Origin of the sequence: Streptomyces sp. NRRL B-24572, from assembly GCF_002156145.1 — a bacterium.
In the GTDB taxonomy this organism is placed as follows: Bacteria; Actinomycetota; Actinomycetes; order Streptomycetales; family Streptomycetaceae; genus Streptomyces; species Streptomyces vietnamensis.
The window spans coordinates 1-13272 of sequence record NZ_MWIG01000076.1 but is presented as its reverse complement, the minus strand read 5'-3'; the positions used below and the strand labels follow the sequence as shown (position 1 = coordinate 13272).

The following is a 13272-nucleotide window of genomic DNA, read 5'->3' as shown; positions in this document are numbered from 1 at the left end:
TCGCGGCCGCCTTCGCGGGCTCGTCGGGGTCGGTGGGCGGGAGCAGGGAGACGAGGGTGCCGCCGGGGCGCAGCACGTCGAGGGAGCGGGTGCGGGTGTCCCCGGACATCGGGTCGAGGACCATGTCGACGTCCCGGACCGCCTCGGTGAAGTCGGTGGTGCGGTAGTCGATGACCTCGTCGGCGCCGAGGGAGCGGAGGAACGCGTGCTTCGGGGCGCTCGCGGTGCCGATGACGTACGCGCCGCGGGCCTTGGCGATCTGGACGGCGAGGTGGCCGACGCCGCCGGCGGCCGCGTGGACGAGGACCCGCTGCCCGGGGCCCACCTGGGCGGTGTCGACGATCGCCTGGTACGCGGTGAGGGCGGCGAGCGGCAGGGCGCCGGCCCGCACGTGGTCGAGCTCGGCCGGCTTGTGGGCGAAGGCGCGGGCGGGGGCGGTCACGTATTCGGCGTGGGCGCCGACGCCGTGCGGGTACGGCAGCATCCCGAAGACCTCGTCGCCGGGCTTGAACACGGTCACGCCGAATCCGACGGCCTCGACGACGCCGGAGACGTCCCAGCCGAGGACGAGCGGCAGGCGGTCGAGGAAGAGGGGGCCGGAGCGGTGCTTCCAGTCGGTCGGGTTGACGCCGGCCGCGCGGACGGCGACGAGGATCTGACTCGGTCCGGGCACGGGCCGCGGGACCACGACCTCCCGGAGGACCTCGGGGGTGCCGTGGGTGTCCTGGCTGATGGCTCGCATGGTGGGCTGATTCGTCATGCCGTCCAGACTCGCCGCCCGCGCCGCCGCGTACCATGGCACGATTGCCATCTTTCGAAGGGATCCTGCCATGAGTCCTGCCACGGGTGAGCGTCTTCCGAGGCATCGTGTCGTCGTCCTCGCCCTGGACGGGGTCTACCCCTTCGAACTGGGCATCCCGAGCCGGGTGTTCGGCTCGGTGGCCGAGCACTACGAGGTCCTGACCTGCTCGGTGGACGGCCGGCCCGTCCGTACCAACTCCGACTTCTCCGTCACCGCCGAGCACGGGCCCGAGGCACTCCGCACGGCCGACACCGTCATCCTTCCGCCCTTCGACATGTCCCTCCTCTCCCGCGAGCTCCCCGCCGGGGTCGCCGAGGCGCTGGCCTCCGTGCCCGCCGGGGCGCGGATCGTGTCCATCTGCACGGGCGCGTTCGTCCTCGCCGCCGCCGGGCTCCTGGACGGTCGCCCCGCCACCACGCACTGGGCGCTGGCCCCCGTCTTCCGCGGCTGGTTCCCTCGGGTGGCGCTCGACCCGGACGTGCTGTTCGTCGACGACGGCGACGTGCTGACCTCGGCCGGCGCCGCGTCCGGCGTGGACGCCTGCCTGCACCTCGTACGGAAGGACCACGGCACCGCCGTCGCGAACTTCGTGGCCCGGGTGTGCGTCGTGCCGCCCTGGCGGGACGGCGGGCAGGCCCAGTACATCGAGCAGCCCGTGCCCGAGGCCACCGCCAACGACACCTCGGCGACCCGGCAGTGGGCCCTCGAGCACCTGCACGAGCCGCTGGCGCTCAGCGCGCTCGCCGACCACGCCGGGATGAGCCTGCGGACCTTCGCCCGCCGGTTCAACGAGGAGGTCGGCACGAGCCCGGGCCGCTGGCTGATCCAGCAGCGGGTGGCCCGCGCCCGGCATCTCCTGGAGTCCACGGACCTCTCCGTGGACGACATCGCGGGCCAGGTCGGCTTCGCCACCGGTACCTCGCTGCGCCAGCACCTCCACGCGGCGATCGGCGTCTCCCCGCTCGCCTACCGGAGGACCTTCCGCGGCGGGGCCGCCGCCCTCCCATAGGACCTGGGTAGGCTTGGCGCCCATGAGGCATAAGGATTCCGATGGCGGGGCGGGCGGTACGACGCAGCCGCCGGCCGATCTGAACCTGCTGCGGACCTTCCTGGCGGTGTACCGCTCCGGTTCGTTCACCGCCGCCGCCGGGCTGCTCGGTCTGTCGCAGCCGACGGTGACCACCCAGATCCGCGCCCTGGAGCGGCAGACGGGGCGCGAGCTGTTCGAGCGGCTGCCGCGCGGTGTCGCCCCGACCCCCGTCGCCCACGACCTCGCGGCCCGGGTCGCCGGGCCGCTCGACGCGCTGGCCGCCGCGGCCGGGCACGAGGCCGCGCCCCACGAGCGGACCGCGCCCGTCCACCTCGCGGGCCCCGCCGAGCTGCTCTGTACGCGCGTCCTGCCCGCGCTCGCCCCGCTGACGGCCGAAGGGGTACGGCTGAGGGTCAGCCCGGGCCTGACCGAGCCGCTCCTCGACGAGCTGCGCGCGGGCCGGCACGACCTGGTGATCGCCACCTTCCGGCCGCGCGGACGGGCACTGACCGCCGTACCGCTCACCGACGAGGAGTTCGTCCTGGTCGCGGCCCCCGTGTGGGCCGACCGCGTCAAGGAGCGCCTCACCCTGGAGGGACCGGCGGCACTGCATCCCGTCCCCCTGGTCACGTACGCCGAGGACCTGCCCATAGCGCGCCGCTACTGGCGCCACGTGTTCGGGGCGCGGCTCTCCCGCTCCGCCGCCGTGACCGTTCCCGATCTGCGCGGGGTCCTCGCCGCGGTCGTCGCCGGAGCGGGGTTCAGCGTCCTGCCGCGCTACCTCTGTCAGACCGCACTGGCCTCCGGCGCCCTCGTGGCCCTGCACGAACCGGAGGACCCGCCCATCAACACCGGCTATCTCGTGCAGCGCCCGGGCCGCCCGGACAACCCCGACGTCACGCGGGTGCGGGACCTGCTGATCGAGGCCGGACGCACCTGGTGACCCGGGGGCGCCTCACGCGCTCCTGCTATAACCGGAACATGATCTACCACGTCGTCACGCCCGCCGAATGGTCCGCCCGGCCGGAGGAACCGTACGCCCCCGCCTCCCTCGCGGAGGAAGGTTTCGTCCACTGCTCCCCCGACGAACCGACCACGCTCGCCGTCGTCAACGCCTTCTACCGCAGCGCCTCCCGGCCGCTCCTGGTGCTCCTCCTCGACGAGAGCCGGCTCACGGCCAGGACCGAGTGGGAGGCCGCCGCGCCGACCCCGCCGCCCGGCGTCTCGGAGGAGACGCTGTTCCCGCACGTGTTCGGGCCGATCGACCGCGCCGCCGTCGACGAGGTCCTGCAGGTCGTGTGGGACGCGGACGGCCGGGCCACGGGGCTGACCACAACCGGCTGATCGGCCGTCAGCCCTTGTTCAGGTAGGCCAGGACGGCGAGGACACGACGGTTGTTGGTGCCGTCGTCGACGATGCCGAGCTTGCCGAACAGGGAGGTCGTGTACTTCCCGATGGCGCTCTCGCTGAGGAAGAGGCGTTGGGCGATGACCTGGTTGGACAGTCCTTCGGCCATGAGGCCGAGCACGGAGTGCTCGCGTTCGGTGAGCTTCTCCAGGCGCCGGTTCGAGGGCCCGCCGGCAAGGAGCCTGGCGATGACGGCCGGGTCCATCGCGGTCCCGCCGGCCGCGACGCGCTCCAGGGCGTCGATGAACTGGTCGGCGTCGAACACGCTGTCCTTGAGGAAGTAGCCGATGCCGCCGGAGCCGTCGGCGAGCAACTCCCGGGCGTAGAGCTGCTCGACGTACTGGGAGAGGATCAGGACCGGCAGTCCGGGCAGCTCGGCGCGGGCGGCGATGGCGGCCCGCAGGCCCTCGTCCGTGTGGCTCGGCGGCATGCGGACGTCGACGACGGCGACGTCGGGCCTCCACTCGAGGAGGGTCCGCAGCGTCTCGGGGCCGGTGGCCGCCGTCGCCACCACCTCGTGGCCGTAGGCCTCGATGAGCCGGACCATCCCGTCGCGCAGCAGGTACAGGTCTTCGGCTACGACGATGCGCACGGCACCTCCAGGGTCGCGCGGGTCGGGCCGCCCGCCGGGCTGATGATCTCCAGGGTGCCGTCGAAGGCGGCGAGCCGGCGGCGCAGCCCGGCGAGGCCGCCGCCGTCCCGGACGCGGGCTCCGCCGCGACCGTCGTCCAGGACCTCGATGACGATGTTCGCGTCGCCCCGGGTGAGGGTGATGCGGACCCGGGTCGCCCCGGCGTGTTTGACCGCGTTGCTCAGCAGTTCGGCGACGGCGAAGTACAGGGCCGATTCGACCGGGGGGTCCGGCCGGTGCCTGAGGTCCGCGTCGACCGTCACGTCGAGCGGGCTGTCCAGGGCGAGGGCGCGGACGGCGTCGACGAGCCCCCGGTCGCTCAGGACGGGCGGGTTGATGCCCCGGACCAGTTCCCGGAGTTCGGTCAGGGACGCGGTGGCGCCCGCCCGCGCCTCCCGCATCAGCGCCCTGGCCCGCTCGGGGTCGGTCTCCATGAGCTTCTCCGCCGTCGCCAGGGACAGCCCGAGGCCGACCAGGCGGGCCTGCGCCCCGTCGTGCAGGTCCCGCTCGATGCGGCGGATCTCGGCGGCCTGGGCGATCGTCGCGTCGGCGCGCTGGGCGGTCAGTTCCTCCACCCGTTCCGCCAGCGCCATCGCGGACGACGGGCGCAGGAAGCGCACGGCGACCGGTGTGAGCGCCCGCCAGGCGTACGGGGCGAGGGCGACGGCCACCAGCAGGCCGAGCGCGCCGACGAGGCGGCCGGGCGTCCCGTACCGGCCGGTCCCGAGTCCGAGGACGGCCACGGCCAGCCCGGCCGGCGGGAGGCAGGCGACGAGGCCCGCGGTGAGCGGCACGACGGCCGCGAACCGCAGGTCGCGCCGGTCGGCGGGGTCGTTCCACCGGATGCGCCACTTCTGGTCCATGAGGGCGTCGCGGCGGGTGCGTTCGTAGCCGAAGCCGTTCCACCAGTAGCCGGTGGACATCCGTGTGACCGGCGGGGCCTCCCGGTAGCCGGCGGGGATCACGGTGCCCGTCCACCGGGCGACGAGGTGGCGGACGGCCCGGCAGACCGGTCGGGACAGGGCGAGCGTGCCCGCCCCCACCAGGACGACCGGTGCGAGCCACGACCAGGGGTTGCCCGGTCCCCACCGGATGCCGAGCGCCACGGCGGCGGCCCACACGGCGGGGATCAGCATGCTGACGACCACCACGGCGCACGCCCGTAAGAACCCCGTGCCGACGCGCGCCGACCACGTACCCAGCTGTCTCATGCCTCCGCCTTCGTCTTCCGTTCGGTGCGTCCACTCTGCACCGGACACGGCCGCTCCCTCCCCCGGTCGGCCGAGGAGTGGGGCCGGCCCCACCCCCTCGTACGCCCAGACGGATACCGGCCCCGCCGAGCGCCCGGCAGGCTCGGTGACATGGAAACCAACCCGAACTCCCCGTCCACGGCCGCCCCGCTCGACCGCGCCGACACCCGACGAGCCTTCGCCACGGCGACGGCGAGCGTCAAGATCTACGGCGCGCTCGGCGCGCTCTCCCTCCTCACGGTCGCCGGACTGGCGGCCGGCGGTCATCCGGTGAACACGTTCATGTGGGTACGGGCCGTCCTGCTGCCCCTGGTCGCCGTCCTCGTCCACCGGCTGACCGCGTCCGCCTCCCGGGGATCCGAGCGGGCCTTCGAGCGCGTGCGGGGCCTCGCCGTCGTCCTGCCGGTCGCGATCATCGGCGTCGACCTGATCCCGGGCGTCTGCCCGCCGTGGTACGCCGCGATGCAGACCGTCTGCGTGCTGCCCGTGGTCCGCCTCGCGTTCCTCACCCGCGGCGCCGCCCTGCGGACCGCCTTCTCCCGGTGAACCCTCCCCGCACGGAGTATCCGGCCCGGCACCGGCCCGAACGGCCCGCACGCCGGGCGGCACGCCGGACGGACCGGCCCCCGGCGAGGCGTCGCGTGCCTCGGATGCGCCGTCGCCGTGTGCGGTTCCTCCCGCTCTCGGTTAGACCTGGATCACAGCGTGTCGGCCTGCCCGCCGGAAGCCACTCGTCCGGCATCACGTGCCGCCCACCTCCCTGGAGGAAGTCGTTGATCAACCGTCGCACCGTGCTCGGCGGGGCCCTCGCCGCCGCAGGCCTGCCGCTCCTCGCCCCCGGCATCCCCGCCGGGGGCGAGGCACACGCGGCGGAGGCCCTGCCCCAGGCCGGCCCCCACCGTGCGCAAGCCCCCGTGCCGCCCGCGTTCACCACGGCCATGCCGGTCCCGCCGGTGCTGCGCCCCCTGTCCTCGACGGGCGACGTGGACCTCTACAAGCTGACCATCCGCAGGTCCACCGCCGAGATCCTCCCGGGCACCGCCACCGATGTCCTGACCTACGACGGGCACTTCCCCGGCCCCGTCATCCACGCCCGCTCCGGGCGCCGGGTCCTCGTCCGTCACCACAACGGCCTCGACATGCCCGTCACCGTCCATCTGCACGGCGCGAGCGTCCCGCCCCCTTCCGACGGCAACCCGATGGACGTGTTCGCCCCCGGCACCTCGCGGACGTACGTGTACACCAATCGGCAGCCCCATGCCTCGCTCTGGTTCCACGACCACGCCCACCACATGGAGGCCGAGCACGTCTACCGCGGGCTGACCGGCACGTACCTGCTCACCGACGAGCTCGAACAGAGCCTTCCCCTGCCCAAGGGCCAGTACGACGTCCCCGTCACGATCCGCGACGCCCGCTTCGACGAGCAGGGGCAGCTGGCGTACACGATGTCCGACCGCAACCGGACCACCATCCTCGCCAACGGCAAACCCACCCCCTACTTCCAGGTCGCGGCCCGCAAATACCGTTTCCGGCTGCTCAACGCCTCCAACCTGCGCCTCTTCGCCCTGGGGCTGTCCGACGGCACTCCGCTCACCCAGATCGGCTCGGACGGCGGCCTGCTCGAACGCCCCGTCGCCGTGCCCGTCCTCATGCTCTCGCCCGGCGAACGCGCCGACGTGGTGATCGACTTCTCCCGCCACCCCGTCGGGACCCGCCTCGTGCTCACGAACAGCGGCCCCGGACGGCCCGATCAGGTCGGCAAGGTGCTCCGCTTCGACGTCGTCCGCAAGGCCGACGACCCCAGCAGCGTCCCCAAGGTGCTGCGCACCCTGCCGCCGGCCGCCGCCCTGCCCAAGGCCGCCGTCACCCGCCACATCGCACTCAGCATGGACGAGGACGGGCGCCCCGATCCCCGGGGGTTCATCAACGGCCTGTTGTACGACCCCGATCGCATCGACACCACCGTGGCCTTCGGATCGTCCGAGATCTGGAACGTCACCAACACCAACAGGCGCATCGCGCACAACTTCCATCTGCACCTGGTCCAGTTCCGGGTCCTCGAACGCGGCGGGCTGCCCGCGGGCCCGACCGAGGCGGGCCTGAAGGACACGGTCCGGGTGGCGCCGGGCGAGACGGTGAAACTGCACGTGACGTTCGACGCCTTCCGGGGCGACTACGTGTACCACTGCCACATGCTCGACCACTCGGCCATGGGCATGATGGCCACCTTCCGGGTCCGGTGAGGCGGCCACCGCCCCCGCTGGTCGCGGAGCCCGCCCGGCGGGGGCAGACTGAAGGGGTAGCGCGGCCGGCAGGCAGGGGTGCCCTGGAGGAGTGGTCATGGGCGGCACGGCGGTGGAGAGCCTGCGCACGTTGCTGCGCGGCGAGGTGATCGGCCCGGAGGACACGGGATACGACGAGGCCCGGAAGATCTACAACGCGATGATCGACCGGCGGCCGGCCGTCATCGCACGGTGCGCGGACACCACGGACGTCCGGGCGGCGGTGCGGTACGCCCGAGAGAACGGCATGGACCTGACGGTCCGCGGCGGCGGTCACAGCGGCGGCGGCCTGTGCCTGGTCGACGGCTCGCTGATGGTCGACCTGTCCGGCATCCGCTGGGTGCGGGTGGATCCCGCGACGCGGACCGCCCTCGTGGGCGGCGGCAGCCAGCTCGGGGACCTGGACCACGAGGCACACGGCTTCGGGCTCGCGACGCCCGCCGGGATCATGTCGACGACCGGGGTCGGCGGGCTGACGCTGGGCGGCGGGCACGGTCACCTCACCCGGGCGTACGGGCTGACCATCGACAACCTCCTCGCGGCGGACCTGGTCCTCGCGGACGGCTCGGTCGTCACCGCGTCCGCGGACGAACACCCCGACCTCTTCTGGGCCTTGCGCGGCGGCGGCGGCAACTTCGGCGTGGCGACCTCCTTCACGTACGCCCTGCACCCCGTGGACGACGTCGGGGTCGGCGTCACCCTGTGGGATCCGGAGCACATCGGGGCCGTACTGCGCTGGTACCGGGAGTTCCTGCCGGCGGCGCCGGACGACCTGAACGGCTTCTTCGCCACGCTGACCGTCCCGCCCGGACCGCCGTTCCCGGAGGAGATCCACCACAAGAAGGTGTGCGGCGTGGTGTGGTGCAGCACGGGCTCGACGGACGAGGACAGCCTCGCGAAGACGTTCGCGCCCGTCGCCGATCCGGCCCCGCCCGTCTTCCACTTCGCGACGCCGATGCCGTACCCGGCCCTCCAGGCGATGTTCGACGAGCTGATCCCGAAGGGCCTCCAGTGGTACTGGCGCGGCGACTTCTTCGACCGGATCACGGAGGACGCGATCGACGTCCACCGCACCTTCCTGGAGAACATCCCGACCGAGCTGTCGACGATGCACCTCTACCCCGTCGACGCCGCGGCCCACCGCATGGGCCCCATGGACACGGCCTGGGCCTACCGGGACGCGGTCTGGTCCGGCGTGATCGGCGGCATCAGCCCCGAACCGTCCGAAGCGGGGGCGATCCGCACCTGGGCGGTGGACTACTGGGAGGCCCTGCACCCGCACTCGATGGGCGCCGGATACGTCAACTTCATGGGCGCGGACGAGGGCCACGACCGGGTCCGGGCCACGTACCGCGGGCACTACGACCGGCTGGCGGAGGTGAAGCGGACGTACGACCCGGACAACGTCTTCCACCACAACCAGAACATCACCCCTGCCGAGTCCTGACGACCGGGTCTTGACGACCGGGTACTGACGACCGGGTCTTGACGGCCCTTTGACGTTCCGCAGGGATCCGGCGGGCCCCGGACGGTGTCATCTTCGGTGTTCTACTCACCGTTCGGGGAAGGGTGGCCGCCGTGGAAGGCGCCGTAACAGGATTCGTGGCCCTCGTGGTCTGTGTGCTCGTCGTACTGCGCAGTGGGATGCGGATCGTCAACCAGGTGGAACGGGGGGTGGTCTTCCGGCTCGGCAAGGCGCTGCCCGGTCACCGGCAGCCGGGGATCACCTTCCTCGTTCCGTTCGTGGACCGGATGCGCAAGGTGAACGTGCAGGTGGTCACGTTGCCGATCCCGACGCAGGAGGGCATCACGCGGGACAACGTCTCGGTGAAGGTCGACGCCGTGGTCTACTTCCGGGTCGTCGACCCGGTGCGGGCGGCGATCGAGGTCCAGGACTACGTCTTCGCCGTCGGGCAGGTCGCGCAGTCCTCGCTGCGGTCGATCATCGGCAAGAGCGACCTGGACGACCTGCTGTCCGACCGCGAACGGCTGCACGAGGGACTGGCGTTGATGATCGACAGCCCGGCGGCCGGCTGGGGCGTCCACATCGACCGGGTCGAGATCAAGGACGTCCAGCTGCCGGAGTCGCTCAAGCGGTCGATGTCCCGGCAGGCGGAGGCCGAGCGGGAACGGCGGGCGCGGGTGATCACGGCGGACGGCGAGTTCCAGGCGGCGCAGCAGCTGGCCAACGCGTCGCGGATCATGGCCGACACGCCGGAGGCCATGCAGTTGCGTCTGCTGCAGACGGTCGTCGAGGTGGCCGCGGAGAAGAACTCGACCCTCGTGATGCCGTTCCCGGTGGAGCTGCTGCGCTACTTCGACCGGGCCGCGCGGAACCTCGGCGCCGGCTCCGCGGACGACGCGCCGGGCACTGGCGGTTCGACTGCCGTCGGCGGTTCGGCCGCCACTGACGGTTCGGCCGCCGGCGGTTCTCCCGTCGCGGACGGTTCGCCCGCCGTACACGGCGAGAAGCTCCCGGATCCGCGCACCCAGTCGCCGGCCTCGTAGGCGGCGCGAGCGGGCTCTTCGAGTCGATCCGCCGCTCCAACTTCTGGCCGCCGGTGGAGATTCGAGCGAAAACCCCTTGCCTAATGGTCAAGAAGTGTTGACTATTAGGGGCATGCCTACCGATGATCTCCCCGAGACGTTCCACGTCACCACCGACGAGCAGTTGCGCGCCGTCTCCAATCTCACGCGCCACCGGATCATGGCCGTGCTCCGCTTCGAGCCCGCGACGATCACGCAGATCGCCGAGCGCGTGGGCCTCGCGAAGGGGAGCTCCAGCTACCACGTACGGACGCTGGAGCGGGCCGGCCTGGTGAAGGTGGTGCGGACGCGGAAGGTCCGGGGGGTCACCGAGCGGTACTACGCCATGGCCGCGCGGTCGATCGTGCTGCCGGATCCGGGCGAGGGAGGCCCGGACGTGCTGATGCGGCATGCGGTGGCGGACCTGGAGGCGGCGCCGGCGGATGCCGAGCGGCACGTGCGGATGGCGCACCTGCGGCTCACCGAGGAGCAGTTCGCGGAGCTGGGAGCCCGGCTTCACGCGCTGGCGGACGAGTACCGGGAGCTGTCCGATCCGTCGCTTCCGGACGCGTCGCTCGTCTTCGCGCTGTTCCACCCGGCAGCGATCAAGCAGGCCGAGGGGGACGCCAAGTGACCTCGGACGTTCGGAAGTTGCCGGCCGGGTTCGGACGGCTGTGGACCGCGCAGACGGTGTCCTCGCTCGGTGACGGGGTGATGCACGCCGCGCTGCCGCTGCTCGCGCTGACGTTGACGCGGGATCCGCTGGCGCTCGCCGTCGTCACGGCCGCCGGAACGCTGCCGTGGCTGCTCTTCGGGGTGCTCGGCGGTGCGCTGGTGGACCGCTGGGACCGCCGGCGCACGATGTGGGTCACGGACGCGGCGCGTGCGGTGCTGCTCGCGATACCGGCGGCAGCGGCCGCGCTCGACGTGCTGAGCATTCCCCTGCTCGCGGCCGTCGCCTTCCTCCTCGGCCTCGGCGGACTCTTCTTCGACACGGCCGCCACGGCCTATCTGCCGGATCTGCTCGGCCGCGACCCCGCGCTCCTGGAGCGCGCCAACTCCCGCCTGCGCGGCACCCAGACTGCCGCGTCCGGCTTCGCCGGGCCGCCCGCGGGCAGTGCCCTGCTCGCGCTCGGACGGGCGGTTCCGCTGCTCGCCGACGCGGTCTCGTTCGCGCTCTCCGCGCTGCTCGTGCGGTCGCTGCCCGCCATGCCCCGGCCCGTACCGGAGGTCCGCGAGTCGCTGCTGCGGCAGGCGCGGGCCGGCGCCTCGTACGTCTTCCGGGATCAGTTGCTGCTCGGGCTCGCGCTGCGTCCGGCGATCGGGAACATCGCCTTCATCGCCGTGGACACGGTACTCGCCCTCTTCTCGCACGACCGCCTCGGCATCGGCACCTTCGGCTTCGGCCTGCTCCTCACGGCGGAGGCCGCCGGCGGTCTGCTCGGCGCGGGCATCGCCTCCTTCCTCGGCCGACGACTCGGCACCGGCGCCGCGTTGACCTGCACCGCCGCAGTCGAGGGACTCGCCGTCCTGGGCCTTGCCGTCGCCCCGAACCCGTACGTCGCGGGCCTCGCGCTCGCCGTCTGCGGAGCGGGCGTGGGCGCCACGATGGTGCTCGCCCCCTCCCTCCGGCAGGCGATCGTCCCCGCCCACCTGATGGGCCGGGTCACCTCCACCTCCCGCATGCTCTCCATGTGCGCCGCCCCGTTCGGCGCCTTCCTCGGCGGCTGGCTGGCCACCGCCTACGACGTGCGCACCCCGCTCTGCACCGCCGCCGGCCTCCTCCTCACCATGACCGCCGTCACCGCGACCATGACCAGCAACCGCCGGGTCGAGGCGGCGCTGCGTGCCGCCGCCCCGGCCGACGATCCAGATCGCCCGGAGTCCCGGGAGCCCGTTCAGGAGGGGGCCGTTTAGGTCTCCCCGAGCCCGGTCACGTGGGGCAGTCGGCCCCATCGGCACCGTCGGCACCGTCGGCTCCATCGGCATCCCAGAGCTCCCGCAGGATCGCGGACACCTCGCCGACCGTCGCCCCGGCGGAGAGCGCGTCCGTCAGGGAAGAGACGACGTCGCCATCGGTCTTGACGGCCCACCGGAGCACGGTCAACGCCGTGTCCACCCGGTTCTGGCACCGCCAGGCGCGCAGTTTGGCCAGGCGCTCGGCCTGCCGGACGGCCAGCGACGCGGACGACACGGTGGACGACACGGTGGGCGGCGCGGAGGGGTACGGCTCGGTGCTTCCTGAGCCGACGGAGACATTCGTACCGGTGACTTCGACACGCAGGCCGACCGACGCTCCGAGTACGCGCACACATCCGACGAGGCGCTCCTCGTAGCGGCTGGTCGGGCCCGGTCGGCGAAGGACGACCGAGAAGCGCCCCGCCACCCGGCCCTGCTCCTGCTCCTCCTGCACCAGCCGGTACAGGAGCAGCAGGGGAACGCCCGGCGGGTCGATCGTCAAGGTCGGGGCGACCGCGCCCAGAGGGATCCCCGCCAGGAGGACCCTCATGTCGTCGATCGAATCGATCGCCACCCCGCCCACGCCGACCCTTCCCCGCGCGACGGGGGAATCACTGTCGTACCCGCTGCGGGTCGGCCAGTCGAACATGACCGCCAGGTCCTTCGCACCCCGCGCGAGCGCGGCCTTGAGGTGGGCGTTGTACTCCGTGGCGGCTCCAGGAACAGTGGAGTGGCCCGGAGTGTCCATCACGGCCGATCTCATCCGATCACCTCTTCCGTCCCCGCCTTCGCGGTCGAGCCGCCACGTTCACTCTTCGTCGGATCGGTCCGGATCAGTAGCGGTAGTGGTCCGGCTTGTACGGTCCCTCCACCGGAACCCCGATGTACGACGCCTGCTCCGGACGGAGCGTCGTCAGCTTCACACCCAGCGCGTCCAGGTGCAGCCGCGCCACCTTCTCGTCCAGGTGCTTGGGCAACGTGTACACCCCCACCGGATACTCGGCCGTCTTCGTGAACAACTCGATCTGCGCCAGCGTCTGATCCGCGAACGAGTTCGACATCACGAACGACGGATGCCCCGTCGCGTTGCCCAGGTTCAGCAGCCGGCCCTCCGACAACACGATGACGACCTTGCCGTCGGGGAACGTCCAGGTGTGGACCTGCGGCTTCACCTCGTCCTTCACGATCCCCGGGATCCGCGCCAGACCCGCCATGTCGATCTCGTTGTCGAAGTGACCGATGTTCCCCACGATCGCCTGGTGCTTCATCCGCGCGATGTCGGACGCCATGATGATGTCCTTGTTGCCGGTCGTGGTGATGAAGATGTCGGCCGTCTCCACCACGTCCTCCAGGGTCGCCACCTGGTAGCCGTCCATCGCCGCCTG

Annotated in this window: 14 protein-coding genes; 9 read left to right on the top strand and 5 right to left on the bottom strand. The window is 72.4% G+C overall.

Features of this window, described 5'->3' with window-relative positions:
• Window positions 1-742 (bottom strand): NADP-dependent oxidoreductase (locus CCN56_RS05050; RefSeq protein WP_086824004.1); only part of this gene is annotated, 742 nt, incomplete at its 3' end.
• 88 nt (window positions 743-830) lie between these two features.
• Between CCN56_RS05050 and CCN56_RS05045 the strand changes: the two genes are divergently transcribed.
• Genes CCN56_RS05045 through CCN56_RS05035 form a run of 3 tightly spaced genes read left to right on the top strand, consistent with a single transcriptional unit; the run spans window position 831 to window position 3176 of the window.
• Window positions 831-1811: a GlxA family transcriptional regulator gene (locus CCN56_RS05045; RefSeq protein ID WP_086824002.1), complete on the top strand. Its 981-nt coding sequence runs from the start codon at window positions 831-833 to the stop codon at window positions 1809-1811.
• 22 nt (window positions 1812-1833) lie between these two features.
• Window positions 1834-2775 carry a LysR family transcriptional regulator gene (locus CCN56_RS05040; RefSeq protein WP_086824000.1) on the top strand — a complete coding sequence of 314 codons (942 nt, stop codon included), beginning with the start codon at window positions 1834-1836 and terminating at the stop codon, window positions 2773-2775.
• Window positions 2776-2813: 38 nt separating this feature from the next.
• Window positions 2814-3176, top strand: coding sequence for a DUF952 domain-containing protein (locus CCN56_RS05035; RefSeq protein ID WP_086823997.1), 363 nt, complete (start codon window positions 2814-2816; stop codon window positions 3174-3176).
• Window positions 3177-3183: 7 nt separating this feature from the next.
• Here CCN56_RS05035 and CCN56_RS05030 read toward each other — a convergent pair whose 3' ends face one another.
• Together CCN56_RS05030 and CCN56_RS05025 are read right to left on the bottom strand one after the other, a co-directional pair.
• On the bottom strand, window positions 3184-3831 hold the full coding sequence (locus tag CCN56_RS05030; protein WP_086823995.1) for a response regulator transcription factor: 648 nt from the start codon (window positions 3829-3831) through the stop codon (window positions 3184-3186).
• Window positions 3816-5081, bottom strand: a complete 1266-nt coding sequence (locus CCN56_RS05025; RefSeq protein ID WP_086823993.1) for a sensor histidine kinase — start codon at window positions 5079-5081, stop codon at window positions 3816-3818. Before CCN56_RS05025 ends, CCN56_RS05030 begins: the two co-directional genes overlap by 16 nt.
• Before the next feature lie 150 nt (window positions 5082-5231).
• On the opposite strand from CCN56_RS05025, the gene CCN56_RS05020 reads away from it, so the two are divergent.
• From CCN56_RS05020 to CCN56_RS04995, 6 genes are all read left to right on the top strand, one after another.
• Window positions 5232-5666, top strand: a complete 435-nt coding sequence (locus CCN56_RS05020) for a hypothetical protein (protein WP_086823991.1) — start codon at window positions 5232-5234, stop codon at window positions 5664-5666.
• Between the two features lie 227 nt (window positions 5667-5893).
• The gene (locus CCN56_RS05015) at window positions 5894-7363 is read left to right on the top strand and encodes a multicopper oxidase family protein (protein WP_256961761.1); all 1470 of its coding nucleotides are present in this window, start codon (window positions 5894-5896) and stop codon (window positions 7361-7363) included.
• Between the two features lie 97 nt (window positions 7364-7460).
• Window positions 7461-8849 carry an FAD-binding oxidoreductase gene (locus CCN56_RS05010; RefSeq protein WP_086823987.1) on the top strand — a complete coding sequence of 463 codons (1389 nt, stop codon included), beginning with the start codon at window positions 7461-7463 and terminating at the stop codon, window positions 8847-8849.
• Window positions 8850-8980: 131 nt separating this feature from the next.
• Entirely contained in the window at window positions 8981-9910 is a 930-nt protein-coding gene (locus CCN56_RS05005) for a slipin family protein (RefSeq protein ID WP_373412824.1), read from the top strand.
• A gap of 112 nt (window positions 9911-10022) precedes the next feature.
• Window positions 10023-10562 carry a transcriptional regulator gene (locus tag CCN56_RS05000; RefSeq protein ID WP_086823984.1) on the top strand — a complete coding sequence of 180 codons (540 nt, stop codon included), beginning with the start codon at window positions 10023-10025 and terminating at the stop codon, window positions 10560-10562.
• Entirely contained in the window at window positions 10559-11845 is a 1287-nt protein-coding gene (locus CCN56_RS04995; RefSeq protein ID WP_086823981.1) for an MFS transporter, read from the top strand. The genes CCN56_RS05000 and CCN56_RS04995 overlap by 4 nt, the downstream gene beginning before the upstream one ends.
• A gap of 16 nt (window positions 11846-11861) precedes the next feature.
• Here the strand turns inward: CCN56_RS04995 and CCN56_RS04990 are convergent, their stop codons facing one another.
• Window positions 11862-12650 (bottom strand): methylmalonyl-CoA mutase family protein, encoded by a 789-nt coding sequence (locus CCN56_RS04990; protein ID WP_086823979.1) that lies wholly within the window; start codon window positions 12648-12650, stop codon window positions 11862-11864.
• A 70-nt stretch (window positions 12651-12720) separates the two neighbouring features.
• Window positions 12721-13272, bottom strand: a 552-nt coding sequence (locus tag CCN56_RS04985; RefSeq protein ID WP_143664428.1) for an adenosylhomocysteinase, incomplete at its 5' end; no start/stop codon positions are given.